The following is a 25219-nucleotide window of genomic DNA, read 5'->3' as shown; positions in this document are numbered from 1 at the left end:
CTGGCCAGCTCGACAACAGCGATCAAGGAATCACCATGGAACAAGAGCTGCCCGTTTGCGCTACCACCGAAAATCCCTGGCAGGAGCTGCGCCGCCTGACGCCGGCGCGCATCGCCCTCGGCCGCGCCGGCACCAGCCTGCCCACCACGGCCCTGCTGGACTTCCAGTATGCCCACGCCCAGGCGCGTGACGCGGTGCACCTGCCATTCGACCATGCCGCCCTCAGTGCCGGCCTGGCGGACCGCGGCCGCGCCAGCGTGCTGCTGCACAGTGCTGCGGCGGATCGCGATAGCTACCTGCAGCGCCCCGACCTGGGACGCCGCCTGAATGAGGCATCGATCCGCCATTTACACGACTACGCCCAGGCCAACCCCGGCGGCGTGGACCTGGCGGTAGTGGTGGCGGACGGCCTGTCGGCGCTCGCCGTGCATCGGCATGCGCTGCCATTTCTCGCCCGCATGGAAGAACTGGCTACCGCCGAAGGCTGGTCGCTGTCGCCGGTGGCCTTAGTGGCCCAGGGACGCGTGGCAGTGGCCGATGAAGTCGCCGAGCTGCTCAACGCGAAGATGGTGGTGATTCTGATCGGCGAACGCCCGGGCCTCAGTTCGCCGGACAGCCTCGGCCTGTATTTCACCTATGCGCCGCGCGTCGGCCTCACCGATGCCTACCGCAACTGCATCTCCAACGTACGTCTGGAGGGCCAAAGTTATGGCATGGCAGCCCATCGCCTGCTGTACCTGATGCGCGAGGCCTGTCGGCGTCAGCTGTCCGGGGTCAATCTGAAAGACGAGGCGCAAGTGCCGTGCATGGACACGGTACCAGCAGGCATGAGCAATTTCCTGCTGAGCTAGTTTTCGCCAGCGAGATAAGATCAAACGCTTGTTTTGATTGCGCTTTCCAAAAGCATTAGGCAGCATCCAAGCGTCCACTGGCGCAGCTCATGCGTTGCCAGCCCAGCCAATCACTAATACCGAGGCTCGCCATGCGTATCGTCCCTGCTACCTTGGAGCACCTGGATCTGTTGACCCCGCTGTTCGTCAAATACCGTGAGTTCTTCGGCGAACTGCCGTTCCCCGACTCCTCGCGCAAGTTCCTGGAAACCCGCCTGCGCCGCAAGGAATCGGTGATTTACCTGGCCCTGGCCGACGACGAGGACAAGTTGCTGGGTTTCTGCCAGCTCTACCCCAGCTATTCCTCGCTGGCGCTCAAGCGCGTGTGGATCCTCAACGACATCTATGTCGCCGAAGACGCGCGGCGTCAGCTGGTTGCCGACCGTCTGCTGCAAACCGCCAAGAACATGGCCAAGGAAACCAACGCCGTGCGCATGCGCGTCGCCACCAGCCGCGATAACGAGGTGGCGCAGATGGTCTACGAGTCGATCGGTTTCGTCGAAGACGAGCAGTTCAAGAACTACGTGCTGCCCATCAACGGCGATTGACCGCGGGCCGCGCCGGCCCTATCCAGCAGCCATGCTGGCAGCTTGATAGGGCCTGCCGTAGCGTGCGCCAGCGGCGTGCGTTACGCCTACCCCAGCAGACTAAGCCATAAGCCAAACCCCAACTGAAGCACCACTGCGCCGAGCAATGCCAGGCGCCAGGGCTGTGCACGCAGGTTGATCCGCACCAGAGCCGGCGGATGCGCCAATGGCTCCTGCAGCGCCTGGCGAAACTCCGACAAGGCCTCGAATCGCGCGGCCGGCTGGGGCGCCAAGGCCCGCGCCAGCACGCCGTCCCAACCGGCCGGCAAGTGCGTGGTGAAGCTGGCCAGCGGCACATAACGGCTCGACGCCGCGCCTTCCGGGCAAGCGATTTTCGGCCATTGGCCACAGATCAACCAGTAGGCCAGCGCCGCCAGGGCGAACTGATCGGCACGCCCATCCAGCCGTTGCTCGCCGCGCAACTCCGGCGCCTGCGGGATCGCCTCGGCGGGCAGCTGCTGACGGGGCACGCCCGGCAATAGCGCGGCATATTCCGGCAACAACAGCAGACGTCCGCTCTCGCCGATCAGGATATTGCGCGGACTCAGCCACAGCCCCTGCATACCTCGGCGCTGCAGGGCGCGCACGGCCGCAATCGCCTGATCGAGCAGGGCCAGCAGGGTCGATCCATCCACAGGACCATGGCCCGCGGCCCAATCGACCAGGCTGCGCATCCCCGGCGCAGGCAGTTCGAACAGCATAAAGGCATGCTGACGCGGCCGATGCGACGACAGCACCCGCGGCAAGCTGGCCACCGGACTACGGCGCAAGGCCCATGCGCGCTGCCAGAAAACCTCGTCGGCCGCCTGCGCGGCGAGCCACAGCAAGGCCTCGCGGCCGCTTTCGTCGCGCGCCTGGAACAGCCGACCAGCTGGGCCGAACGGGCACTCGTCGAGCAGCGTCCAGCCATCCAGCAGGATGCCCGCCGCGGCCTCAGCAAGGGCCGGCCACTGCTCGCGCGGCGTCGGCGGCGGCAGGCTTGCGGCCGCACCCGCTAACAGCAGCACGGCGGCGCCCGGCGCCTTGAGCAAGGGCGCCAGCAACGCCGGCAGGCTCTCCACGGCAAGCACCGCGCAGCCGGTGCGGAAGCTGTCCAGATCGGCCACGCCGAGCAACGGCTGCGGCGCCAGCAACAGCGCCTCGCCCTCAGTCAACGGCAAGCTGTGCTGCACCAGCGCCAGCTCTGCCTGCAGGCCCAATTGCATGTCCTCACGCCCCGGCAGGCTCTGCAGACTCCCGCCCTTGTAGCGCCGCAGACCCACCGCGCCGGCCTGCAGAAACTGCGCAGCGTCGCCCTGCAGCAACAGCACCCCGGCATCCAGTTGCGGCACACGGCGCCCCGTCTGCCGACTGTGGAACAGTTGCTGATTGAGCGCCGCCAACACCTGCCGTGCCGCCTGCACCTCGCTCCAGCCCGCGGGCGTGCAGCGATAGTCGGCGAACAGCGCATCCAGATAACCCTCCAGCTGCTGCACCACATCGGGGCACTCGCGCGCCCACAACAAGGCCACCAGCAACACCGGCGGTCGTCCCTGGCGCCCGGCCAGCCAAGTCGCGCGAGCGCGCGCCGCCTGGTTTGGCAGGTCTATACCGCCGCCCAGCACCAGGCTGACGGCAGGATGATCCATGCGTTCTATCGACATCGGCAGCCCTCCCGCGCACCACTGCCTATTGCGTTGCAGCCTTTATGCCGCTTCGTTGCAACTTGCCGCACGCACAGACGCCGCTTATGGTGAGCGGCCGTGCAACTCGAGCCAGTCCCCATGTGGTCGTTCCGCGCCTGGCGCCGCCGGCGCATCCTAGCCCGTCATCCAGTCTCCCCCGCGACCTGGGCCACCGTGCGTCAGCGCCTGCCGCTGCTCGACGGTCTGAGCGACAGTGAACAACAGCGCCTGTGCGAACGCGCCGTGCTGTTCCTGCACGACAAACACCTGAGCACCCTGCCCGGCGTCGAACTGGATACCAGCGACCGTCTGACCCTGGCGGCCCAGGCCGAGCTGCCGCTGCTGCACCTGGCCGACCTCAACTGGTACCAGGACTTCCACGAGATCGTCCTCTACCCCGACGATTTCGTTAGCCCGCAACGTCACCGCGACGCCAGCGGCGTGGTTCACGAGTGGAATGGCGCACACAGCGGCGAGGCCTGGCTGCAGGGCCCGGTAATCCTCGCCTGGCCCTGCGTGCAGGCCGGCGGCGGCTGGGACGGTCACAACCTGGTGATCCACGAATTCGCGCACAAGCTGGACATGCTCAATGGTGTCGCCAACGGCCTGCCACCGCTGCACGGCAGCATGCGTATCGGCGACTGGACCAGTGCCATGCAAAGCGCCTACGACGCCATGAACAGCCAACTCGACGCCCATCCGCACCGCGCAACCGCCATCGACGCCTACGCCGCCGAAAACCCGGCGGAATTCTTCGCGGTCACCAGCGAGTACTTCTTCAGCGCCCCGGACCTGCTCGCCGCAGCCTTTCCCGCGGTCTATGCGCAGCTGGCGCTGTTCTACCGGCAAGACCCGCTGGCGCGCCTGCAGCGCTTGCTGGCGGAGCATCCTGGCTATCACACTAGATCCAAAGGAGGCCACCACGCGACCAATGGCTAGAGCCCCCGGCATAGCAACTGGCGGGGAATATGCCTATAATCTCGCCACTTTTTTAGCCCTTCCCCGGGAGTCACTCCATGAGCTACAGCAAGATTCCAGCCGGTCTAGACGTACCGAACGACATCTACGTCGCCATCGAAATCCCGGCCAACCACGCGCCGATCAAATACGAAATCGACAAGGACAGCGATTGCCTGTTCGTCGACCGCTTCATGGCCACCCCGATGTTTTACCCGGCCAACTACGGCTACATCCCCAACACCCTGGCCGACGACGGCGACGCCCTCGACGTGCTGGTTGTGACCCCTTACCCGGTGGCACCTGGCGCAGTAATCCGCGCGCGTCCGGTTGGCGTCCTGCACATGACCGACGAAGCCGGCGGCGACGCCAAGCTGATCGCCGTCCCGCACGACAAGCTGAGCCAGTTGTATGTGGACATTAAGGAATACACCGACCTGCCCGCCCTGCTGCTCGAGCAGATCAAACACTTCTTCGAGAACTACAAAGATCTCGAGAAAGGCAAGTGGGTCAAGGTAGAAGGCTGGGGCAACGCCGACGCAGCCCGCGCCGAAATCATCAAGGCAGTGGCGGCTTACCAAAAATAAGCTGACACCACCCCCTAAAAGCCGGCCACAAGCCGGCTTTTTTATGCCTGTGAGTTAACCTCCAGCGCCCATAACCGCCACCTTGGGCATACTGCGTTTCATTGGGCACACGCCCAGAGCAGACCCACCACTCGCTGCATGCGCCTGGATCGCTGGCGCCACACGCCTGCCGCCGCTCGCGGCAGTGCAACCACTCAGGCGAAGCCATTCGACAGCCGCCACGGGTTGCCCAGGCCGTCCTTAGCCACTGGCCAGTAATATGCGATCGGGCATTCTATCCGCGGCATAAAGATCGCCCTGGACAGCCCCGGCGTGGCGCATTTTCGTTTCGATAAAGTCGATGGGCTGCATCTTCTGCCCGGTCCATTTGGGCGCAATCAATTCATCCCAACGACTGGCGACTGCGGCCAGGCGCTGCACGGCGACAGTGGGCGACAGGTGCCGCAAGAACAGGATGACCTTGTCGGCATAGGCATCGAGCTCGTCGGGTACAAACTCACCGCGCCGATACATGTCCGCCAGCGGTGTGTTAGTCAACACATGCAAGTTGTGCAACTTCACATTGGAAATCGGCAAGTTATTAATAATCCGCGCCGTCTCGATGAGCCGCTCCGGCGTATCGTCAGGCATGCCGAAAATCAAATGCACGCCAATATCCACATGCGTGTGCCGGGCCAGCGCACAAACCGCCTCGATGTTCTTTTCTGCGCTGTGTCCGCGCTTAAGAAACGCCAACTGGTCGTTGAAGAAGCTCTGGGCGCCAAGTTCCACCATGACATAGCTGCGCTGGCTCATTTCCTCCAGTAAAGGGAATATCCGGCGCGGCAGGCAATCGGGACGGGTGCCCACCACCAGGCCATCGACATAGTCTTCCGCCAGCGCCGTGTCGAAGCGCTGGCGGAGAATTTCTACTTTATCTAGGGTGTTGGTATACGACTGGAAATACACCAGGAAACGCTGACTCTTGAGCCGCCGGCTGACCAGGTTTTTATTAAAGCGAATCTGCTCCAGCAAGCCACGATCCTTTTCCAGGGGATAAGCGGCCGAGCCCCATTCGTCACAAAAGATGCAGGGCTCTATTGCATTAGCCGAGCTGCGATTGGGACAGGTTTCGGCAATGCTCACCGATATCTTGGCCACCCGCTCACCGAAGCGCCGACGAAAATACTGGCTGATGGGGTAATAACGCCGCCCCTGCCACGGGGTCTCTGTGCTCATCGGAATAACGCCTCCTCAACGACTTTATTGACGGCGTAACCGCCAAGACTCACCCGGTTATCCCGGCACACCAGACTCGGAGTTCCGCGACGGGCGGACGTGCCCCGCAGAAGCTTCTCGCCCGGTGCCGTGGCCAGGCGCTGCAGCATGGGGATTGATTCGCGCTTGTCGATGACGTCGGTCACGAACGGCGTCATGCGCTGAGCCACCGATCCGCCGCAGTGCCGAATAGCGAGGCACAGCCATTGCCTTATCGTCCAGGCGGATACCCGCTTGGCCGTCGCCGGCGACCTGCGTAAGCTGTGCTCTTTTGTGCGAAGCACGCCATGAGCTCACCCGACATCCTCCTGCTGGTGCTTGCCGGTTTCGCCGCCGGCGGCATGAATGCCCTGGCCGGCGGCGGTACCTTTTTCTCCTTTCCAGCCTTGCTCGCGGCCGGTCTGCCGCCGGTCACGGCCAACGCCACCAATGCCGTGGCGCTGTGGCCCGCCAGCCTGGCCGGCGCCTGGGCGGCACGGGCATCGCTGCGCCCACTGGGCCGCTATCTGCTGCCGCTGCTGTTTGCTGGCTTATGCGGCGGCCTGCTCGGCGGCCTGTTGCTGCTGGCCGGCGGCGATGCTGTGTTCGCCAATCTGATCCCCTGGCTACTGCTCACCGCCACCGCGCTGTTCGCCGCCAGCCCCTGGCTCAGCCGCTGGCTGGCCGCACGCCGCGCCGAAGCCGCACAACCGCCGCACAGCAAGCTGTCACTCGCCGCGCATATCGGCGTGTCGATCTACGGCGGCTATTTCGGCGCCGGCATGGGCATCCTGCAACTGGCGGCATTCTCCATCGAAGGCCACCCGCTGGGCCGCGCCAATGCTCTGAAGAACCTGATCTCGGCGGTGATCTACAGCGTCGCCACCCTCACTTTCGTGGTCGCCGGACGGGTCAGCTGGTACGAGCTGGTGATCCTGCTGGTCGGCGCGACATTCGGCGGCTATGCCGGCGGTGCCCTGGGCCAGCGCTTGCCGCCAGCACTGCTGCGCGCCTTGGTTATCTTGGTGGGTAGCAGCATGACTATCTATTATTTCTGGGTGACCTATTTCTCCGGATGAGGGAGGGGGTAGATGTTGCCGCGGCCTGCCTCACCCTGTGCGACGACCGTCGATTTGCCCGTGCGGCGTGGCTCTGCTGTGTCGCGCCGGTTACAATGCCTGCCCGAGCCACCGCCAGAGAATGCCCGCCATGGCCCGTAAAAAAGCCTCACTCGACTTCGAGCAATCCCTCACCGACTTGCAGAACCTGGTCGAGCGCCTGGAAAACGGCGAGCTGTCGCTGGAAGACTCGCTGACTGCCTTCGAGCAAGGCATTCGCCTGACCCGCGACTGTCAGACGGCCCTGGCTCAGGCCGAGCAGAAAGTGCAGATCCTCATGGAGCGCGATGGCGAGTTGGAGGAAGCCCCCTTCGACGCGGAACGACAAGCATGATCGAGACCTACCAGGCGCAGTGCCAACGCCAGGTCGATGCGGCGCTGGAAAGTCTGCTCGAAACCCCGCACGGCCAATTGCAGCAGCTCTACCAGGCCATGCGTTACAGCGTATTCAACGGTGGTAAACGGGTGCGCCCGCTGCTGGTTTACGCCGCCTGCGAAGCCCTCGGCGGCGATCCTGAACAGGCCGATGGTGCGGCCTGCGCGGTCGAGCTGATCCACGCCTACTCGCTGGTACACGATGATTTGCCGGCGATGGATGACGACGACCTGCGCCGTGGCCAGCCGACCACCCATAAAGCGTTCAACGAGGCCGTGGCCATCCTCGCCGGCGATGGCTTGCAGAGCCTGGCCTTCGAAGTGCTCGCCGATGCCCAACGCAATCCACAGAGCGCCGAACTGCGCCTGGCCATGATCAGCAGCCTGGCCCAGGCGGCTGGCCCTGCGGGGATGGTCGGTGGTCAGGCCATCGACCTCGGTTCGGTCGGCCAGACACTCGATCAAACGGCACTGGAAATCATGCACCGGCACAAGACCGGCGCCCTGATCGAAGCCAGCGTGCACCTAGGCGCTCTGGCCAGCGCCCGCGCCGACCAGCGCACGCTCACGGCCCTGCATAGCTATGCGCGGGCCATCGGCCTGGCATTCCAGGTGCAAGACGACATCCTCGACGTGGAAAGCGACACCGCCACCCTGGGCAAGACCCAAGGCAAGGACCAGGCCCACAATAAGCCGACCTACCCGGCGCTGCTCGGCCTCGACGCCGCCAAGGCCTACGCCCTGGAATTGCGCGACCTGGCGCTGCATGCCCTGCGCCCCTTCGGCTACCCCGCCGAACCGCTGCGCGAACTGGCCCGTTATATCGTCGAACGCCAGCACTAGAACTACCGACGCCCTTGTCGCCCGGATGCAGTCCGGGAACTCCAGTGCCGACCAGCGCTCCCGGATTGCGCTGGGCTACGGTTTTTGGGCGTTTCGTAGGAGCGGCCCATGACCGCGATAGGGCATGCCTGCAAAAAGCATCGCGGGCATGGCAACTAGGCCCCCCCGCGCCTACGAAGAGGGCGAGCGAACTCCCACCTTAATCGGATACAGCAGTCACCCGATCAAAACCGCTGCCGCGCCAACTCCAGCAATTGCCCGCGCAGCCATTGGCTGCCCGGCTCGTTCTCGGCCTGGCGCGACCAATACAGGTTGAGGGTCACCGGCGGCAGTTGCAGGGGCATCGCCAGCAAGCGGTTGCCCAACCCAGCGTTGATCAACTCGGCATAGCGCCTGGGCATGGTCAGCAGCCAGTCGTTTTCGGCCACCAGCAGCGCCGCGGTCAAATAATGCTGACAGCGCTGACGCACCTGGCGGACCAGGCCCAAATGGCCGAGGGCCAGGTCTTCGACGCAGATGCCACGGCGCCGCGAAGTGACCGCCACATGCTCGGCGGCCAGGTAGCGCTCGGCGCTCAGCTCGCCGCCGAAGGCCGGCCCGGCGACCACGCACAGCGGGTCCTGCAGCAGCAGTTGCTGACGCAGCTCGGCATCGGTGGGCCGGGCAATTTCCACCGCCAGGTCGACCCGGCCGATCGCCAGCTCGCGTCGCAACTCGGCCCAATGCAGGCTGCCGCTGCGCAGCTCCACCTGCGGCGCCAGCCGTTGCAGATGGCCGAGCACGGCCGGCAGCACCAGCGGTTCCATCTGTTCCGGCATGTTCAGGGTGAAGCTGCGCCTGTCGCATCGCGGGTCGAACAGCCGCCCGCGGGTCACACTGTGGCGCAGGCCGCTCAGCGCATCCTGAATGCCCGGGGCCAGCTGCTCGGCCAGGGCCGTCGGCGCCACCCCGCGGCCCTCGCGGATGAACAGCGGATCGCCCAATTGCTCGCGCAGGCGCGTCAGGGCATGGCTGACCGCCGACTGGCTGAGGTGCAGCCCCAGCGCCGCACGGGTCAAGTTGCGTTCGCGGTAGACCGCCTCGAACACGCGAAACAGGTTGAGGTCGAGGCGGTCCAGGGCTGGCCATTCATGCGTTTTATTCATGGTTATTACCGCACTCTTCGAATCACCTGGAGCCTAGCAGCGCCAAGCCTTGAAGCAACCATGCATAGCATTCATGGATGGCGATGCATAAGCATCAGTTCTGCCCGGCGGCGCAGCCACCTAAGATGCCCGCAGACAAAAACAACAGGGGCACCGCCATGACCGAAGAGGCCTACCTCGAACAGCTGGCCGCACTGCAAGCCGCCGCCTGGCCGGCCGGCACACCGCGCGAGCCGCACTACCCACATGGCCAGCAGCCGTTGTCCGAGTACCTGCGCGCCTGGGCCCGGTTGCAGCCCGAGGCGCCGGCCCTGGACTTCTACGGAATGCGCCTGAGTTATGCCGAGCTGGACCAGCAGTCCGACCGCTGCGCCGCGCTGCTGGTGGAGCTGGGGATAGCGCCGGGCGATCGGGTGGCGGTGTTTATGCCCAACTGCCCGCAGCTGCATATCGCCTTCTACGCCATCCTCAAGTGCGGCGCCGTCTATGCGCCGGTCAGCCCGCTGAGCAGGGCCCTGGAGCTGAGTTACCAGCTCAAGGACTGCGGCGCGCGCATGATTCTCTGCTTCGACCAACTATTGCCGGTGGTGCGGGCAGTGCGCGAGGACTGCCAGCTTGCCCATGTGCTGGCGACCAGCCTGTCCGAACTGTGCCCGACTGAGCCGAGCATCCCGGTGCCGGACCTGCTGCTGGCGCCTAAGGTCATGGCTGATGACTTCATCGACTTCTACCCGGCGCTCGCCGCCTGCAAGACGCCAACGCCAGCGCACCGTCCGCAGCTGGCCGACATCGCCGCGCTCAACTACACCGGCGGCACCACCGGCCTGCCCAAGGGCTGCGTGCACAGCCATGGCGACATGCTCTACACCTGCGCCAGCTTCCTCGCGGTAGCCCTGCGACTGCACCCGGGCAGCGTGCTGCTGAACTTCCTCCCGGAATTCTGGATCGCCGGGGAGAACGCCGGCCTGCTGTTCCCGGTGTTCAGCGGCTGCCAGCTGGTGCTGCTGGCGCGCTGGGACGCCCCGGCCTTCATGGCGGCGGTCGAACACTACCGGGTCAGCCACTGCGGCCTGCTGGTGGACAACGCTGCCGAGGTGCTGGAGCACCCGCAGGTCGGCGACTTCGATTTCAGTTCGTTGCAGCAGACCGGCAGCATCTCCTTTATCAAGAAGCTCACCACCGAGTACCGCCGCCAGTGGCGTGCGCTGACCGGCACCACCCTGTTCGAATTCAGCTTCGGCATGACCGAGAGCCACACCTGCGACACCTTCACCGCCGGCCTGCAGGACGATGACTTCGACCTCAAGAGCGCGCCGACCTTCGTCGGCCTGCCGGTGCCGGGCACCCAGTTCAAGGTCTGCGACTTCGCCACCGGTGAACTGCTGCCGCTCGGTGGCGAAGGCGAGCTGTGCCTGCGCAGCCCGTCGCTGCTCAAGGGTTACTGGAATCGTCCGGAAGAATCCGCCGCCGCCCTGCAAGACGGCTGGCTGCATAGCGGCGACATCGGCCAGATCACCGAACAGGGCTTTATCCGCTACCTCGGCCGGCGCAAGGAAATGCTCAAGGTCAACGGCATGAGCGTATTCCCCAGCGAGCTGGAGGCGCTGCTCGGCCAGCACCCGGCAATCCTCGCCAGCGCCGTGCTCGGCCGCAGCGATGAACACAGCGATGAACACAGCGGCCAGCGCCCGGTGGCCTTCGTGGTGCGCAAACCCGGCAGCGACGCCAGCGCAGGCAGCCTGCAGGCCTGGTGCCGCGAGGCCATGGCGGTTTACAAGGTGCCGCAGATCCATCTGCTCGACACCCTGCCGCTGACCGCCACCGGCAAGGTGAAAAAGAACGAGCTGGAAGCCCTGCTGTAGCCCCTTCGCCCCAATCAACCCAACAGGTGCGCACGGCGCACCCTCCGGAGCCGCCATGCCCTTTGCCGCCCTGCTGATCGCCAACCGCGGCGAGATCGCCATCCGTATCGCCCGCGCCGCCGCCGAGCTGGGCATTCGCTCGGTGGCGGTGTACGCCGAGGACGATGGCGCCTCTCTGCATCTGCGCAAGGCCGACAGCGCGGTCGCCCTCAAGGGCCGTGGTGTGCCGGCCTATCTGGATATGGCGCAGTTGATCACTATCGCCCAAGAGCAAGGCTGCGAGGCGATCCATCCCGGTTACGGTTTTCTCGCCGAGAACGCCGAGTTCGCCCGCCGTTGCCAGGTCGCCGGCCTGTGCTTTATCGGTCCCAGTGCCGAGGTGCTGGAACTGTTCGGCGACAAGGCCGCCGCGCGCGAGCTGGCCGAACGCTGCAACGTACCGCTGGTGTCTGGCCTTAATCGCGCCGTGACCCTGGACGAGGCCCGCGACTTCCTGCGCAGCCTGGGCGACGGCGCCGCGGTGATGCTCAAGGCCCTGGCCGGTGGCGGCGGACGCGGCATGCGCCCGGTGTTCGCGGCAGCCGAGCTGGACGCAGCCTTCGCCCGCTGCCAATCGGAAGCGCGTGCGGCCTTCGGCAGTGACGCGCTGTATATCGAGCAGCTGGTGCGCGATGCTCGGCATATCGAGATCCAGGTGCTGGGCGACCACACGGGCGCGGTCAGCCATCTGTGGGAGCGCGATTGCAGCCTGCAACGGCGCCAGCAAAAACTGCTGGAGATCGCCCCCAGCGCGGATCTGCCTGCCGCTACCCGCGAGCGGATGATCGCCGCCGCGCTGAAACTGGCCGGCGCGGCGCAGTACCAGGGCCTGGGCACCTTCGAGTTCCTGCTGGATAACCAGCAGCCCGAGCGTTTCTACTTTATGGAGGCCAACCCGCGCATCCAGGTCGAACACACGGTGACCGAGCAGGTCACCGGCATCGACCTGCTGCAGACCCAGCTCAGGCTGGCCGCCGGGCATAGCCTGGAGCAACTGCATCTACTGCAGCCGCCGCCGATCAATGGCTGCGCCGTGCAACTGCGGATCAACCTGGAAAGCATGAACGCCGACGGCAGCACCCGGCCGGCCAGCGGCACCCTGACGGCCTACGAACCGCCCAGCGGTCCCGGCCTGCGCGTCGATGGTTACGGCTACGCCGGCTATCCGGTCAGCCCCAGCTACGATTCGCTGCTGGCCAAGCTGATCGCCCATGCCCCGGACTACCCGAGCGCACTGCGCCGCGCCTACCGCGCGCTCTGCGAGTTCCGCCTGGAGGGCGTGGCGAGCAACCTGCACCTGCTGCAGAACCTGCTGCGCTTGCCAGAAGTCGCTGCCAATCGAGTCAGCACGCGCTTCGTCGAAAGCCAGCTGGAGCGATTGCTCGCGCCACAACAGCAGGCCCATCCGCACCTGTTCTTTGCCGGCAGCCAGGCGGCGGCCGGTGCGGTGCAACAGGCGATCGATGCACCGCCCGGCTGCCTGCCCTTGCACGCGCCGAGCAGCGGCGTGCTGGTGTGCCTGGAGGTGGCCGCAGGCGACGCCGTGGCGATCGGCCAGAGCATCGCCGTGCTGGAGGCGATGAAGATGGAGTTCGTGGTCAAGGCCAGCCACAGCGGCATCGTTCGCGCTCTCGCCGTGCAGCCCGGCAGTGCGGTCGGCTTAGGCCAGCCGCTGCTATTTATCGAACCGGCCGAGGTCGCTGCGGGGCACAGCCACAGCGAGCAAAGCCTGGATCTCGAATATATCCGCGCTGATCTGGCCGAAGTGCTCGAACGCCACGCCATCACCCGCGACGAGCGCCGCCCGCAAGCCGTGGCCAAGCGGCGCAAGACCGGGCAACGGACGGTGCGCGAAAACCTCGCCGACTTGCTCGACGCCGACAGCTTCAGCGAGTACGGCGCCCTGGCCCTGGCCGCCCAACGCCGTCGTCGCTCGCTGGAGGAGCTGATCGAGCAGAGTCCGGCCGACGGCCTGGTCACGGGTATCGGCACGGTCAACGCCGAGGCGTTCGGCAGCCAGGCAGCGCGTTGCATGGCCATCGCCTACGACTACACGGTGTTCGCCGGCACCCAGGGGGTGATGAACCACAAGAAGACCGACCGCATGCTCGGCCTCGCCGAGCAGTGGCGCCTGCCTTTGGTGTTGTTCGCCGAGGGTGGCGGCGGCCGGCCGGGCGACAGCGATTTCGTTGGCGTCGCCGGCCTCGACTGCCACACCTTCGTCGGCATGGCCAAATTGTCCGGGCTGGTGCCGCTGGTCGGGGTGGTCTCCGGGCGTTGCTTTGCCGGTAATGCGGCGCTACTCGGCTGCTGCGATGTGATCATCGCCACCGCCAACGCGACCATTGGCATGGCCGGCCCGGCGATGATCGAGGGCGGCGGCCTGGGTAGCTTCAAACCCGAAGAGGTCGGCCCGGTCTCGGTGCAGGGACCGAACGGGGTGATCGATGTGCAGGTGGCGGATGAGGCCGAAGCGGTGCGGGTGGCCAAGCAGTACCTCAGCTACTTCCAGGGCGTGCTCCCCGACTGGCAGTGCGTCGATCAACGCGAACTGCGCCAGCTGATCCCGGAAAACCGCCTGCGCGTCTACGACATCCGCCAGGTCATCGCCACCCTGGCCGATACGGGCTCGGTGCTGGAACTGCGCCGCCAGTTCGCCCCTGGACTGATCAGCGCCCTGGTGCGCATCGAAGGCCGGCCCTTCGGCCTGCTCGCCAACAACCCCGCGCACCTGGGCGGCGCCATCGATGCGCTGGCCGGCGACAAGGCCGCGCGCTTTATGCAGCTATGCGATGCCTTCGACATCCCCATGCTCTCGCTGTGCGATACACCCGGCTTTATGGTCGGGCCGGAGGCGGAGAAACAGGCCACGGTGCGCCATGTGTCGCGCATGTTCGTCGCCGCCGCCAGCCTGACGGTGCCGTTTTTTACCGTGGTCTTGCGCAAGGGCTACGGCCTTGGTGCCCAGGCCATGGCCGCCGGCAGCTTCCACTCGCCGCTGTTCACCATCGCCTGGCCCAGCGCCGAGTTCGGCGCCATGGGCCTGGAGGGCGCGGTACGCCTGGGTTTTGCCAAGGAACTGGCGGCTGTGGCGGAGCCTGAAGCGCGCCAACAGCTGTTCGACAAGCTAGTGGCCAAGGCCTACCAGAGCGGCAAGGGCATCAATATGGCCAGCTTTCTGGAAATAGATGCCGTAATAGACCCGGTCGAAACCCGCGCCTGGCTGGTGCGCGGGCTGAATGCAGTGCCCAAGCCAGCCGCGCGCGCGGGCAAGAAGCGCTCTGTCGATAGTTGGTAAGACGCCCTGCCTAGCCCGGATGCAATCCGGGCTAGGCACTGTGCAGCGCATCGGGCCATGCTTTTGCAGGAGCCAGCAGCTTGTTTGGGCAGTTTCCGGCGCTTCGGGTAAACTGCCGCATCTTTTGCACCTATAACGATCAGCCTGATGCCGACGACCTTCCACGAGATTCCGCGCGAACGCCCACTGACGCCCCTGCTCGACCGCGCTAATACGCCGGATAAGCTGCGCCGTCTGGGCGAAGCCGAGCTGGAAACCCTGGCCGACGAACTGCGCCAGTACCTGCTCTACACGGTCGGCCAGACCGGCGGGCATTTCGGCGCGGGCCTTGGGGTGATCGAGCTGACCGTCGCCCTGCATTACGTCTTCGACACGCCGGACGACCGTCTGGTGTGGGATGTCGGCCATCAGGCCTATCCGCACAAGATCCTCACCGGCCGTCGCGAACGCATGGCCAGCCTGCGGCAGAAAGACGGTATCGCCGCCTTCCCGCGCCGCTCCGAGAGCGAGTACGACACCTTCGGCGTCGGCCACTCCAGCACCAGCATCAGCGCCGCCCTGGGCATGGCCATCGCCGCACGCCTGCAAGGCAGCAAGCGCAAGAGCGTGGCGGTGATCGGCGACGGCGCGCTGACCGCCGGCATGGCGTTCGAGGCGCTCAATCACGCGTCCGACATCAGCGCCAACATGCTGGTGATCCTCAATGACAACGACATGTCGATCTCGCAGAATGTCGGCGGCCTGTCCAACTACCTGGCCAAGATCCTCTCCAGCCGCACCTACGCGAGCATGCGCGAGGGCAGCAAGAAGATCCTCTCGCGCCTGCCCGGCGCCTGGGAGATCGCGCGCAAGACCGAGGAACACGCCAAAGGCATGCTGGTCCCCGGCACCCTATTCGAGGAACTGGGCTGGAACTATATCGGCCCGATCGACGGCCACGACCTGCCGACCCTGCTCGCCACCCTGCGCAATATGCGCGACCTGGAAGGCCCGCAGTTCCTCCATGTGGTGACCAAGAAGGGCAAGGGCTTCGCCCCGGCCGAAGCCGATCCGATCGGCTACCACGCGATCACCAAGCTGGACCCGATCAACGCCCCGGCCGCCGCCCCGAAGAAAGTTGGCGGCCCCAAGTATTCCAGCGTGTTCGGCCAGTGGCTGTGCGACATGGCCGCCGAGGACCGACGCCTGGTCGGCATCACCCCGGCGATGAAGGAAGGCTCGGACCTGGTGGCCTTCAGCGAGCGCTACCCCGACCGCTATTTCGACGTCGCGATCGCCGAACAGCACGCCGTGACCCTGGCCGCTGGCATGGCCTGCGACGGCGCCAAACCGGTGGTAGCGATCTACTCGACCTTTTTGCAGCGCGCCTACGACCAGTTGATCCACGACGTCGCCGTGCAGCACCTCGACGTGCTGTTCGCCATCGACCGCGCCGGCCTGGTCGGCGAAGACGGCCCGACCCACGCCGGCAGTTTCGACCTGGCCTACCTGCGCTGCATTCCCGGCATGCTGGTGATGACCCCCAGCGACGAAAACGAACTGCGCCACATGCTCACCACCGGCTACCTGTTCGACGGCCCGGCGGCGGTGCGCTACCCGCGCGGCAGTGGCCCGAACGCCCCGATTGATGCAGCGCTTGAACCCCTGCCGATCGGCAAGGGCGTCATTCGCCGCACGGGCCAGCGCGTGGCCCTGCTGGTGTTCGGTGTGCAACTGGCCGAAGCGCTCAAGGTCGGCGAAACCCTGGACGCCACGGTGATCGACATGCGCTTCGTCAAACCGCTGGACGAAGCGCTGATCCGCGAACTGGCCGCCAGCCACGAGCTGCTGGTGAGCATCGAGGAAAACAGCATCATGGGCGGCGCCGGCAGCGCGGTCAGCGAATTCCTCGCCCGTGAGAACATCCTCAAGTCGATGCTCCACCTGGGCCTGCCGGACTACTACGTCGAACACGCCAAGCCGGCGCAGATGCTCGCCGAGTGCGGCCTCGACCAAGCCGGTATCGAGGAGGCGGTGCGTCAGCGTCTGTCGCTACTGCAGACGATTAAGGCGTAGGAGCGACCTGCTCCCGGGTCTGCGCACAGGACTGCTTGTGCTTTTATCCCGCCGTGCCTTATGGTGCCGGCGTTTACGTGTTCGAGGTCGCGGCCACACCAGCCGCGTGAAAAGGGAAGCAGGTGCGTAGCCGTCAACTCGACAGCCGCAACGCCTGCGCTGCCCCCGCAACGGTAACCGACAGCGCTCACGCGCAGGCTTTCTCGACACACCACTGGGTTCGCCTGGGAAGGAGAGAAAAGCATCAGTCGGCAGCCCGGAGACCTGCCTCGACGCAATCTGACTGGTGTTGCGGAGGGCATCACCGTCAAGCGCTGGCTATTGCCTCCTTGTCCGGTGCTTGTCCCTGCCCTCCTCAAAAGACGTTTACCTTTTGAGGATTGATCGATGAAGCTTTCCCCCCTGGCCTTGGCCATGACCCTGGCACCCGGCACGTTGCTGGCCAGCGAATCGCCCGCGCCCTATCAGGCGCCGCCGCTGGTGATCACCCGTGCCACGCCGCTGCAACAGCCCGCCCCCGCCAGCATCGCGGTCATCACCCGCGAAGCCATCGATAACAGCGCCGCCAACAGCCTGGTCGAGGTCTTGCGCGGCCAGGCGGGCCTGCAGATTCGCGACACCCTCGGCGATGGCAATCGCGTGTCCCTGAGCCTGCGCGGTTTCGGCGAGAATGCGGCGAACAACACCCTGGTGCTGGTCGATGGCCGCCGCCTGAACAACCCCAGCCAGCAGACCGCCGACCTCAACAGCGTGCCCTTGGCCAATATCGAACGCATCGAGATCATCCGCGGCGCCGGCACCGTGCTGTATGGCGACCAGGCCGTCGGCGGCGTGGTCAACATCATCACCCGCCAGCCGAGCACCAACCAGGCGTACATCGAAGCCGGCCGGGGCTCGGACGACTTGGAGGCCTATCGCGGCAACTTCAACCAGCTCCTCGGCGCCGGTTTCTCGCTCTACGGCAGCGGCGAAGCCAAGCATGCCGACGGCTATCGCGACAACAACAACGCCTCCTACAGCAACCTGTTCGGTCGCCTGCGCTACGACCACAGTCGCGGCTGGGCGCTCTACGAATACCAGACGATCGACGACGAGCTGCGCTACCCCGGCAGCCTGAGCGTCGCGCAGAGCCACAACGACCGCCGCGCCGCCGGCACTCCCAACGACTTCAACGACAGCAAGACCCAGGTGCATCGGTTCGCCCTGCGCCAGAACCTCGGCAGCCACTGGGACGCCGACCTGGATGTCAGCCAGCGCGACAGCGACGGCCTCGGTGCGCTCTTCGCCACCCCCTTCACCCAGGGCACCCGCGTCGACACCATCAGCCCGCGCCTGACCGCCCACTGGGACACCGCCCTGGGCCGCAGCGAGTGGCTGCTCGGCCACGATCACACGCAGAGCGATTACGAACTCAGCTCGATCTTCGGCGATACCCGTTCGCGGCAGACCCTGCGCGATTGGTACAGCCAGCTCAGCCAGCCACTGGGGTCGCAGCTAACCCTGACCCTCGGCTACCGCAGCAGCGAGGCGGAGGATCGCAACCTGGAGCGCAACAGCTCGCAGACCGAGCGCGAGGACAGCACCAGCCTGGGCCTGAGTTGGCAGGCCAATACGCAGACCCGCCTTTTCATCAAGCGCGAAGACGTGCTGCGCTTCGCCAACGTCGAGGACAACGCCTTTACCCAGCCCGGCGTCGACTTCCTCAGACCGCAGACCGGCGAGTCCTGGGAAGGCGGAGTGGAGTGGCAGGACGCCATTCAACGCTACCAGCTCAGCCTGTACCGCCTGGACCTTGAAGACGAGATCCTCTTCGACCCGGTCAACTTCGTCACCCTCAACCTGGACAAGACTCGCCGCGACGGCCTGCTGCTGGAAGGCAGTCGACAGTTGAGCGCGGACCTGCAGCTGAACGGCCAGTACAGCTTCACCGACGCCACCTACCGTGCAGGCGCGTTCAAGGATAACGACGTGCCTGGAGTTGCGCGGCACACCGCAAGCCTGGGCCTGAGCTATCAGCTGCTCGCTGGCCTGAGCAGTCAGCTAGAGGCCAACTACATCGGCCCGCGCTACCTCTCCGGCGATGACGGCCACGCCCTACAGCGCGAAGGCGGCTACACCCTATTCAATGCGGGGCTCAGCTACCAGCTTCAGCAATTCACCGGCAAGCTGCGGGTGAACAACCTGACCGGCAAGAAATACGACAGCTTCGCCAACTATTTCGGCAGCAAGTCGGTCTACCCCGCGCCCGAACGTGAGGTGCAGCTCAGCGTCGGCTACCGTTTCTAAGCGCAGCCCCTGTAGCCCGGATAGCATTCGGGGAGCCAAACTCCGACCCGACCTCTCCCCCGGATTTCATCCGAGCTATGGGATAAACCAGAGTCACCAACGACAAGGCCCCGCAAATGCGGGGCCTTGTCGTTTCAGAGCCCTACTTTGCCTCGGCCAGCTGCTCGCAGAGCTTTTCGGTCGCCGCCATCATCTGGAAGCTCGGCCGCTCCAGGCCCTTGTCCGGCACCTGCCAGAGTTGCTTGCGCGCCACCGCGCTCAGCTGTGGCCAGATGCGCCAGCGTTCCAACTGGGCGCCTGAGCCGGCCAGGATGACCTCGGGGTCGCGCTGCAACACCGCTTCCACGCTGACCTGCGGCGCCGGCAAGTCGAGCTCGGCGAACACATTCTCGGCGCCGCACACGCGCAAGGCATCGCTGATGATCTGCTGGCCACCGATGGTGTACAGCGGCACATCCCAGATCTGGTAGAACACCCGCAGCGGCGGCTCACGCCGGTAGCGGGCACTCAGTTCGGCCAGGCGTAGGCTGAAGCGCTGACGCAGCGCTTGCCCTTGCTCGGGACGGCCTAGGCGGGTGCCGATTTCGGCGAACTGCTCGGCCAGATGCGCCAGGTTGCGCGGTTCGGTGATCAGCAGCGGGATGCCGAATCGCTCCAGCTGCTGGCGCTGGGCACTGCTGATGCTGTCCGGCCACAACAGGATCAGATCGGGTTGCAGCTTGAGCAGGCTTTCCATTTCCAGTTGCCCATACCGTCCCACCGAGGGCAGGTGGGCCAGCGCCGCCGGCCGCTCGCCGCCGTCCAGCACGCCGACCAGCAAATCGGTAGCATCCAGCTCCACGACGATTTCACTCAGGGAGGGCGCCAGGCTGACCACCCGCTCGACCGCGCTCACCGGCCAGGCCAGCAACGCGAGCAAACAGGCGCAAAGACGGCGCATCAGCCGAGCTGGCGGGGAATGCGGTAGAGGTAGAACAGGACGACGCTGGACAGCGCCAGGAGGATCAGTGGAATCGCCTCCAGCCCGGCAAACACCGCGATGGCGGCAATCCAAGCCGGTAAGCCGGCACCCAGCAGGGCCAGCCGGCGCCGCGCGGCCAAGGCCAACCAGGCCGCCGGCTCTTCAGGGCTGTCGAGGGCCTTTTCGGTGGCGATCAACGCGTGCTTGTAGGCATGGAACAGCGGCAGGCTGACGAACATCGAAGCCTGGCCGGCGATGAACATCGGCATGCTCAGCACACCGACGTGCTGATCCGCACCGAACAGCAGGTTAAGCACAAACAGCGGCGCCAGAACCACCGCCAGTTGCCACCACCAGGCCAGCGCCAGGCGACGGCGCACGTCGCCGCGGGTCACAGGCTTTCCTCGACCTCGCCCTGATGCAGACTGCCGAGCATGTGCCCGAGCTTGCCGGCCTTGGTCGCCAGGTACTTCTTGTTGTGCGGATTATGCTCGATCTGCAGCGGTACGCGAGTGGCCACGTTGATGCCCATATCGCCCAGCGCCTTGACCTTGCGCGGGTTGTTGGTCATCAACTTGAGGGCTTTGATGTGCAGGTGTTCGAGCATCGGCAGGCAGATCACGTATTCACGCTGATCGGCACCAAAACCGAGGAGTTCGTTGGCCTCAACCGTATCGGCGCCGCCATCCTGCAGCTCATAGGCGCGGATCTTGTTCAGCAGGCCAATGCCTCGGCCCTCCTGACGCAGATAGAGCAGGACGCCACGCCCTTCAGCGGCAATCGCGCGCATCGCGGCTTCGAGCTGGAAGCCGCAGTCGCAGCGCAGGCTGAACAGGGCATCGCCGGTCAGGCACTCGGAATGCAGGCGCCCCAGCACCGGCTCGCCATCGGCCACATCGCCAAAGGTCAGCGCGACATGCTCCTTGCCTGTGGCCGTTTCGAGAAAGCCATGCATGGTAAACACCCCGAACGGGGTAGGCAGCTGGGAGGCGGCGACGAACACGACGGACACCGGATGCTCCTAAATAGAGAAGGGCTGGAAATTTGCGAGGGCGCATTGTAACAGCAGCCCCCACCGGCGGGTCAGCCTGAATTACCGATGATAAGGATCGGATAAGCTACAAGCTGCAAACCAGGCCAGGCCAGGCCGCCCGGATGTTCATGTGCAGCTTATAGCTTGGACTCCAGCACCAGCAGATCCTGCTCCACCCGCCAGCCGACTCGGCTGAGGAAGCTCATGCCGAGCAGCGCTTCGGTGGGCGAGCCACCCTCCAGCACCACCGCCTCGACGCCCAGCACTTCCAGAGTGCCGACCTTGACGCTGTTGAGATGGACCCGCCAGCCGCGCACGGTGCCGCTAGCAGTACTGACCTGCAGTGGCCGGCCGACCACCCGGTAGTCAATGCCGAGACGGCGAGCGTGACCATCGTTGAGGGCGATCGAGGTGGCACCGGTGTCGACCAGGAACTGCATCGGCTGGCCGTCCACCGAGCCGGCGACCCAATAGTGCCCGCCAATGCCTTTGGCAATGCTCAGCTGGCGCTTACCCGGCTCGGCAAAACCATCACTGTATTCACGACTCAGGCCATAGGCACGTTCCACGCCATCGACGCGCAGCACGGCACCGCGGCTGTCGGCACTGACCACCACCACCCCAGCGGGGCCGATCTGGCCAGCTTTCACCAGCTTGCGCTGACCGTCGACATTGAGCACCGCGGCGCCGGGGAACAGGCCGACCACCTGCACCCGGGGCGCCGCCCAGCTGAGCCCGCAGACCGACAACAGCACCGCGACAGTCAATATTTTCAGTCCACGCATCAGACTCTCACACTCGGTTAATCGAAGGGATAGGGTTGCTGCCAGCGCTCGAACAGCGGGCGCAAGCTGTGCAATTCGACCAGCTGCTCCATGCGGCGATCGTATAGCTGGGCCAACGCCCGACCACGCGGATTATCGGCAAACCCCAGATACACCGGTAAACGGGTCAGATCGGTAATCCGGTAACGCGCCGGATCACGGGCCGCCTCGAGGGTCTCGTCGACCTCGGTGCGCGCATCGATATAAAAGTCTGTGCGATCAAGGTTCAACATATTGAGAATATCGCTTTGTCGCTGCACTTCCCGGTAGCGCGTCAAATTCGGCAGATAGCGCTGATAGGCGTAGCCACGCATCCACACCAGGCGATACTGGCCGAGCGTCGCCAGACTTGGCGCCGGCAGTTCGATCAACCCCAGCGCACTGATCTGATCGACGTCGTAATGCCAGCGTGGGTAGAACACGCCTTCGCCCACCTCGTTGCGGTAGGAGCCGACCCAGGCATCGGCCTCACCGCGCTGCACCAGGCCGATGGAACGGGTATAAGGCACGCTCTGGATCACCAGTTCGATGCCTGCGGGCTCGAACACCTGACGCAGAATATCCCAGCCCAGTCCCGTACCGTCGGCATCGGTATAACCTTGCCAGGCCTCGCCGGCCAAGCGAATTTCCTGCGGCAGCGCAGACTCCGCCTGGGCGCATGTGCCGCCCAATACGCTCAGCAGTATCGCCAACCAGCAGCTCGCCATGATCGATCTCGGCACGTTTAACAATCCATTGAAAAATGCAGACGAGGCAGCCAAGACAGAGACAACATGGCCGAAAAAGTAGCCTTTACTGGTGTAAATGAGCATTTTGACTGGGCTCGCACGCGAGGCCATTGTTAACGCAGCATTGGCAACGCCGGTAGTTTTTCAACGGTCGGTTACAGACCCAACCCGCTTGCCAGACCATTGGCCCAGCCCCACACGAGCAACTGCATGGCCAGCCAGGCGAAGACCCCGGCCAGCACATCGTCGAGCATGATGCCGACACCGCCATGCACGTGGCGGTCGATCCAGCTGATCGGCCAGGGCTTGAGGATGTCGAACAGGCGGAACATCAAAAAACCCACCAGCAACCAGCCCCAGCCTTCCGGCACCAGCCACAGGGTGATCCACATGCCGACCATTTCGTCCCAGACGATGCCTTCATGGTCATGCACGCGCAGGTCTTCGGCAACCTTGCCGCACAGCCAGAAGCCGAACAGCATGGTGACGCCGAGCATCAGCCAGTAGCCCCAGTCCGGCAGCATCTGCCACAGCGGGATAAACGGCAGCGCCACCAGCGAGCCCCAGGTGCCCGGCGCCTTGGGCAAGGTGCCCGAGCCAAAGCCGAAGGCGATGAAATGCCACGGATTGCGCCATACCGATGGCGGCACGCTTAGCGGTTCAGTCACCGTCACTCCCAAAATGTTGATAGCCCCGCGCCTGCGGGGTGATGGATTGACCGCGTTGATCCAACAGCTGTACGCCCGACCCGGCTTCGGCGCGACCAATCACATGGATCGGCCAGCCCTGCGCCTGCAAGCCGGCAAGATGCTCAGCCGGCAGGGTAAAGGCCAACAGGTAATCGTCACCACCACTCAGCGCACAGTCACGCGCGCCACTGGCACCGAGCAAGCTCAGCAGCGCCTGCGACAGCGGCAGGCGCGCCTGTTCGATCAACAGCGCCACGCCCGAGGCGAGGGCGATATGCCCGCAGTCGGCCAGCAGGCCATCGGAGATATCCAGCGCCGCCGTGGCCTTGCCGCGCAGCGCCTGGCCCAACGCCAGTTGCGGTCGCGGCGACCAGTAGCGCGCCAGCAAGGGCTCGGCAATCGCCGCTGGCGCCTGACGCTGACCGAGCACCAGCGGCAACGCGCCGGCGCCATCGCCCAACTCACCGCCAACGCAGAGCAAGTCGCCGACCCGGGCACCGGAGCGGGTCAAGGCCAGGCCGCGGGGCAGCCGACCGAACACCGTCAGGGTCAGGCTCAGTGGCCCGCGCGAGGTATCGCCGCCGATCAGGCGCAACCCACAGTCCTGCGCCATTCGATCGAGGCCACGGGCGAAGGCTTGCAGCCAGGCCGGTTCGGCGCCGGGTAGAGTCAAGGCCAGAGTGAAGCCGATGGGCGTCGCGCCCATGGCTGCCAGGTCACTGACCGACACGCCCAGCGCACGCTGAGCCAGCAGAAAAGGATCGGCTGATTCGGGGAAATGGACCCCGGCAACCAGGGTGTCGGTGGATACCGCCAGCTGTTCGCCAGCCGGCAGCTCCAACAGGGCGCAGTCATCGCCGATGCCCAGCGCCACGCCTTCGCCGGCCTGCGCACAGGACGCCGCGGCGAAGTAATGACGGATCAGCTCGAACTCACCCAAAGACGGCAACTCCTGACAGGTGCAATGCCCGCTGCAGCGAATCAGCAACGGCGACCAGGCGGATGCCCGGCACCCGCAACTCGCGGCAGCGCGTCAAGAAGCGATCAGCGCCGGTTGGCGCGGACTTCGTCGGCTCGCAAGCGTGGCGCCAGCTTATCCAGTACGCCGTTGACGAACTTGTGCCCGTCGGTGGCACCGAACACCTTGGCCAACTCGATACCTTCGTTGATCACCACGCGATAAGGCACATCGAGGCGGTTCTTCAGCTCGTAGGTCGACAGACGCAGAATCGACAGTTCAACCGGATCGATCTCCGCGATCGGGCGATCGAGCAGGACCTCGAAGGCCCCGTCGATCTCGCTTTTCTGCCGCGGCACGCCGTGCAGGATTTCGTGGAAGTAGGCGCCGTCGACCGTGCTGAAATCGTTATCGACGCGGAACTGCGCCTCGATTTCATTCACTTGCTGACCGGCCATATGCCAGGAATACAACGCCTGCATGGCCAGGGTGCGCGCCTGACGACGCGCCAGGGTTTTGCCACTCGGCGCTTTCGGGCCTTTGGGTGGCTGCGGCTTTGGCTGGTTACCGTCGTTCTGGCTCACTTGGCCTCCAACTGCGCCAACAGGCTGACCATTTCCAGGGCGGACAGAGCAGCTTCCGCACCCTTGTTGCCGGCCTTGGTGCCAGAACGCTCGATGGCTTGCTCGATGGAGTCGACGGTCAGTACGCCGAAGGCCACCGGTACGCCGAACTCCATGGACACCTGGGCCAGGCCCTTGGTGCATTCGCCAGCCACGTATTCGAAATGCGGGGTGCCGCCACGGATCACCGCACCCAGGGCGATAATCGCGTCGAATTCGCTACGCTGAGCGATTTTCTGCGCCACCAACGGAATTTCGAAGGCACCCGGTGCACGGATGATGGTGATGTCGCTTTCGCTCACGCCGTGGCGCACCAGGGTGTCAACGGCGCCGCTTACCAGGCTTTCGACAACGAAGCTGTTGAAGCGGCCGACCACCAGGGCGAAGCGGCCCTTGGGGGCAATGAAAGTACCTTCGATGGTCTTCAGGGTCATAAAACAATTCTCATATAGCGTTAAAGA

The 25219-nt window shown here is 65.2% G+C and carries 24 protein-coding genes and 1 riboswitch; of the genes, 11 read left to right on the top strand and 13 right to left on the bottom strand.

Annotated elements, in window-relative coordinates; genetic code table 11:
• The first annotated feature begins 35 nt into the window (after window positions 1-35).
• Window positions 36-851 carry an ethanolamine ammonia-lyase subunit EutC gene (gene eutC, locus VCJ09_RS02920; RefSeq protein ID WP_324733046.1) on the top strand — a complete coding sequence of 272 codons (816 nt, stop codon included), beginning with the start codon at window positions 36-38 and terminating at the stop codon, window positions 849-851.
• Between the two features lie 131 nt (window positions 852-982).
• Window positions 983-1438: a GNAT family N-acetyltransferase gene (locus VCJ09_RS02915; protein ID WP_324733045.1), complete on the top strand. Its 456-nt coding sequence runs from the start codon at window positions 983-985 to the stop codon at window positions 1436-1438.
• 86 nt (window positions 1439-1524) lie between these two features.
• On the opposite strand, the gene VCJ09_RS02910 is transcribed toward VCJ09_RS02915, so the two are convergent.
• Window positions 1525-3120, bottom strand: a complete 1596-nt coding sequence (locus tag VCJ09_RS02910; RefSeq protein WP_324733044.1) for a serine/threonine-protein kinase — start codon at window positions 3118-3120, stop codon at window positions 1525-1527.
• Between the two features lie 120 nt (window positions 3121-3240).
• Here VCJ09_RS02910 and VCJ09_RS02905 point away from each other — a divergent pair, with 120 nt between their 5' ends.
• Together VCJ09_RS02905 and ppa are read left to right on the top strand one after the other, a co-directional pair.
• On the top strand, window positions 3241-4080 hold the full coding sequence (locus VCJ09_RS02905; RefSeq protein ID WP_324734582.1) for a M90 family metallopeptidase: 840 nt from the start codon (window positions 3241-3243) through the stop codon (window positions 4078-4080).
• 77 nt (window positions 4081-4157) lie between these two features.
• Window positions 4158-4685, top strand: a complete 528-nt coding sequence (gene ppa / locus VCJ09_RS02900) for an inorganic diphosphatase (RefSeq protein ID WP_079204597.1) — start codon at window positions 4158-4160, stop codon at window positions 4683-4685.
• Between the two features lie 240 nt (window positions 4686-4925).
• Here the strand turns inward: ppa and VCJ09_RS02895 are convergent, their stop codons facing one another.
• Both VCJ09_RS02895 and VCJ09_RS02890 read right to left on the bottom strand, forming a co-directional pair.
• Window positions 4926-5903, bottom strand: a complete 978-nt coding sequence (locus VCJ09_RS02895) for a TIGR01212 family radical SAM protein (RefSeq protein WP_324733043.1) — start codon at window positions 5901-5903, stop codon at window positions 4926-4928.
• Window positions 5900-6100 carry a hypothetical protein gene (locus VCJ09_RS02890; RefSeq protein ID WP_324733042.1) on the bottom strand — a complete coding sequence of 67 codons (201 nt, stop codon included), beginning with the start codon at window positions 6098-6100 and terminating at the stop codon, window positions 5900-5902. The genes VCJ09_RS02895 and VCJ09_RS02890 overlap by 4 nt, the downstream gene beginning before the upstream one ends.
• 129 nt (window positions 6101-6229) lie before the next feature.
• Between VCJ09_RS02890 and VCJ09_RS02885 the strand changes: the two genes are divergently transcribed.
• The 3 genes from VCJ09_RS02885 (at window position 6230) to ispA (ending at window position 8257) form a co-directional block, all read left to right on the top strand.
• Window positions 6230-7000, top strand: coding sequence for a sulfite exporter TauE/SafE family protein (locus tag VCJ09_RS02885; protein ID WP_324733041.1), 771 nt, complete (start codon window positions 6230-6232; stop codon window positions 6998-7000).
• A 130-nt stretch (window positions 7001-7130) separates the two neighbouring features.
• A complete protein-coding gene (locus VCJ09_RS02880) occupies window positions 7131-7373 on the top strand; it encodes an exodeoxyribonuclease VII small subunit (protein WP_079204589.1) in 243 nt (80 codons plus the stop codon).
• Window positions 7370-8257, top strand: a complete 888-nt coding sequence (gene ispA, locus VCJ09_RS02875) for a (2E,6E)-farnesyl diphosphate synthase (protein ID WP_324733040.1) — start codon at window positions 7370-7372, stop codon at window positions 8255-8257. The genes VCJ09_RS02880 and ispA overlap by 4 nt, the downstream gene beginning before the upstream one ends.
• 224 nt (window positions 8258-8481) lie before the next feature.
• Here ispA and VCJ09_RS02870 read toward each other — a convergent pair whose 3' ends face one another.
• On the bottom strand, window positions 8482-9402 hold the full coding sequence (locus VCJ09_RS02870; RefSeq protein ID WP_324733039.1) for a LysR family transcriptional regulator: 921 nt from the start codon (window positions 9400-9402) through the stop codon (window positions 8482-8484).
• A 158-nt stretch (window positions 9403-9560) separates the two neighbouring features.
• Here VCJ09_RS02870 and VCJ09_RS02865 point away from each other — a divergent pair, with 158 nt between their 5' ends.
• The 4 genes from VCJ09_RS02865 to VCJ09_RS02850 all read left to right on the top strand — a co-directional run bounded on the left by VCJ09_RS02865 (window position 9561) and on the right by VCJ09_RS02850 (window position 18942).
• Complete coding sequence (locus VCJ09_RS02865; protein ID WP_324733038.1) at window positions 9561-11264, top strand: AMP-binding protein; 1704 nt, start codon at window positions 9561-9563, stop codon at window positions 11262-11264.
• Between the two features lie 55 nt (window positions 11265-11319).
• Window positions 11320-14601 (top strand): acetyl-CoA carboxylase family protein, encoded by a 3282-nt coding sequence (locus tag VCJ09_RS02860; RefSeq protein WP_324733037.1) that lies wholly within the window; start codon window positions 11320-11322, stop codon window positions 14599-14601.
• A 147-nt stretch (window positions 14602-14748) separates the two neighbouring features.
• Window positions 14749-16656 (top strand): 1-deoxy-D-xylulose-5-phosphate synthase, encoded by a 1908-nt coding sequence (dxs, locus tag VCJ09_RS02855; protein WP_324733036.1) that lies wholly within the window; start codon window positions 14749-14751, stop codon window positions 16654-16656.
• 67 nt (window positions 16657-16723) lie between these two features.
• Window positions 16724-16942, top strand: a riboswitch (cobalamin riboswitch).
• Window positions 16943-17043: 101 nt separating this feature from the next.
• Window positions 17044-18942 (top strand): TonB-dependent receptor, encoded by a 1899-nt coding sequence (locus VCJ09_RS02850; protein WP_324733035.1) that lies wholly within the window; start codon window positions 17044-17046, stop codon window positions 18940-18942.
• 142 nt (window positions 18943-19084) lie between these two features.
• On the opposite strand, the gene VCJ09_RS02845 is transcribed toward VCJ09_RS02850, so the two are convergent.
• From VCJ09_RS02845 to ribH, 9 genes are all read right to left on the bottom strand, one after another.
• Window positions 19085-19882 carry a cobalamin-binding protein gene (locus VCJ09_RS02845; protein ID WP_324733034.1) on the bottom strand — a complete coding sequence of 266 codons (798 nt, stop codon included), beginning with the start codon at window positions 19880-19882 and terminating at the stop codon, window positions 19085-19087.
• Window positions 19882-20298 carry an MFS transporter gene (locus VCJ09_RS02840; RefSeq protein WP_324733033.1) on the bottom strand — a complete coding sequence of 139 codons (417 nt, stop codon included), beginning with the start codon at window positions 20296-20298 and terminating at the stop codon, window positions 19882-19884. Before VCJ09_RS02840 ends, VCJ09_RS02845 begins: the two co-directional genes overlap by 1 nt.
• Window positions 20295-20915 carry a GTP cyclohydrolase II gene (gene ribA / locus VCJ09_RS02835; protein WP_079204581.1) on the bottom strand — a complete coding sequence of 207 codons (621 nt, stop codon included), beginning with the start codon at window positions 20913-20915 and terminating at the stop codon, window positions 20295-20297. The genes VCJ09_RS02840 and ribA overlap by 4 nt, the downstream gene beginning before the upstream one ends.
• Before the next feature lie 158 nt (window positions 20916-21073).
• Window positions 21074-21721 (bottom strand): retropepsin-like aspartic protease family protein, encoded by a 648-nt coding sequence (locus VCJ09_RS02830; protein ID WP_324733032.1) that lies wholly within the window; start codon window positions 21719-21721, stop codon window positions 21074-21076.
• A 17-nt stretch (window positions 21722-21738) separates the two neighbouring features.
• Window positions 21739-22467: a substrate-binding periplasmic protein gene (locus VCJ09_RS02825; protein WP_324733031.1), complete on the bottom strand. Its 729-nt coding sequence runs from the start codon at window positions 22465-22467 to the stop codon at window positions 21739-21741.
• A gap of 176 nt (window positions 22468-22643) precedes the next feature.
• Window positions 22644-23156, bottom strand: a complete 513-nt coding sequence (locus VCJ09_RS02820; protein WP_324733030.1) for a phosphatidylglycerophosphatase A family protein — start codon at window positions 23154-23156, stop codon at window positions 22644-22646.
• Window positions 23149-24117, bottom strand: a complete 969-nt coding sequence (thiL, locus tag VCJ09_RS02815; RefSeq protein ID WP_324733029.1) for a thiamine-phosphate kinase — start codon at window positions 24115-24117, stop codon at window positions 23149-23151. The genes VCJ09_RS02820 and thiL overlap by 8 nt, the downstream gene beginning before the upstream one ends.
• 104 nt (window positions 24118-24221) lie before the next feature.
• A complete protein-coding gene (gene nusB, locus VCJ09_RS02810) occupies window positions 24222-24647 on the bottom strand; it encodes a transcription antitermination factor NusB (protein WP_256573217.1) in 426 nt (141 codons plus the stop codon).
• A gap of 68 nt (window positions 24648-24715) precedes the next feature.
• Window positions 24716-25192 carry a 6,7-dimethyl-8-ribityllumazine synthase gene (gene ribH / locus VCJ09_RS02805; RefSeq protein ID WP_079204576.1) on the bottom strand — a complete coding sequence of 159 codons (477 nt, stop codon included), beginning with the start codon at window positions 25190-25192 and terminating at the stop codon, window positions 24716-24718.
• Between the last annotated feature and the right edge of the window lie 27 nt (window positions 25193-25219).

This window comes from Pseudomonas paeninsulae, from assembly GCF_035621475.1.
GTDB lineage: Bacteria > Pseudomonadota > Gammaproteobacteria > Pseudomonadales > Pseudomonadaceae > Aquipseudomonas > Aquipseudomonas paeninsulae.
Note: the sequence above shows the minus strand (reverse complement) of the source record. Positions and strands in the feature narration are given on the sequence as shown.

Bases quoted from the DNA above. Each gene is read 5' to 3' on its own strand.
- eutC (WP_324733046.1), top strand. From the start codon at position 36: ATGGAACAAGAGCTGCCCGTTTGCGCTACCACCGAAAATCCCTGGCAG.
- VCJ09_RS02915 (WP_324733045.1), top strand. From the start codon at position 983: ATGCGTATCGTCCCTGCTACCTTGGAGCACCTGGATCTGTTGACCCCG.
- VCJ09_RS02910 (WP_324733044.1), bottom strand. From the start codon at position 3,120: ATGTCGATAGAACGCATGGATCATCCTGCCGTCAGCCTGGTGCTGGGC.
- VCJ09_RS02905 (WP_324734582.1), top strand. From the start codon at position 3,241: ATGTGGTCGTTCCGCGCCTGGCGCCGCCGGCGCATCCTAGCCCGTCAT.
- ppa (WP_079204597.1), top strand. From the start codon at position 4,158: ATGAGCTACAGCAAGATTCCAGCCGGTCTAGACGTACCGAACGACATC.
- VCJ09_RS02895 (WP_324733043.1), bottom strand. From the start codon at position 5,903: ATGAGCACAGAGACCCCGTGGCAGGGGCGGCGTTATTACCCCATCAGC.
- VCJ09_RS02890 (WP_324733042.1), bottom strand. From the start codon at position 6,100: ATGACGCCGTTCGTGACCGACGTCATCGACAAGCGCGAATCAATCCCC.
- VCJ09_RS02885 (WP_324733041.1), top strand. From the start codon at position 6,230: ATGAGCTCACCCGACATCCTCCTGCTGGTGCTTGCCGGTTTCGCCGCC.
- VCJ09_RS02880 (WP_079204589.1), top strand. From the start codon at position 7,131: ATGGCCCGTAAAAAAGCCTCACTCGACTTCGAGCAATCCCTCACCGAC.
- ispA (WP_324733040.1), top strand. From the start codon at position 7,370: ATGATCGAGACCTACCAGGCGCAGTGCCAACGCCAGGTCGATGCGGCG.
- VCJ09_RS02870 (WP_324733039.1), bottom strand. From the start codon at position 9,402: ATGAATAAAACGCATGAATGGCCAGCCCTGGACCGCCTCGACCTCAAC.
- VCJ09_RS02865 (WP_324733038.1), top strand. From the start codon at position 9,561: ATGACCGAAGAGGCCTACCTCGAACAGCTGGCCGCACTGCAAGCCGCC.
- VCJ09_RS02860 (WP_324733037.1), top strand. From the start codon at position 11,320: ATGCCCTTTGCCGCCCTGCTGATCGCCAACCGCGGCGAGATCGCCATC.
- dxs (WP_324733036.1), top strand. From the start codon at position 14,749: ATGCCGACGACCTTCCACGAGATTCCGCGCGAACGCCCACTGACGCCC.
- VCJ09_RS02850 (WP_324733035.1), top strand. From the start codon at position 17,044: ATGAAGCTTTCCCCCCTGGCCTTGGCCATGACCCTGGCACCCGGCACG.
- VCJ09_RS02845 (WP_324733034.1), bottom strand. From the start codon at position 19,882: ATGCGCCGTCTTTGCGCCTGTTTGCTCGCGTTGCTGGCCTGGCCGGTG.
- VCJ09_RS02830 (WP_324733032.1), bottom strand. From the start codon at position 21,721: ATGCGTGGACTGAAAATATTGACTGTCGCGGTGCTGTTGTCGGTCTGC.
- VCJ09_RS02825 (WP_324733031.1), bottom strand. From the start codon at position 22,467: ATGGCGAGCTGCTGGTTGGCGATACTGCTGAGCGTATTGGGCGGCACA.
- ribH (WP_079204576.1), bottom strand. From the start codon at position 25,192: ATGACCCTGAAGACCATCGAAGGTACTTTCATTGCCCCCAAGGGCCGC.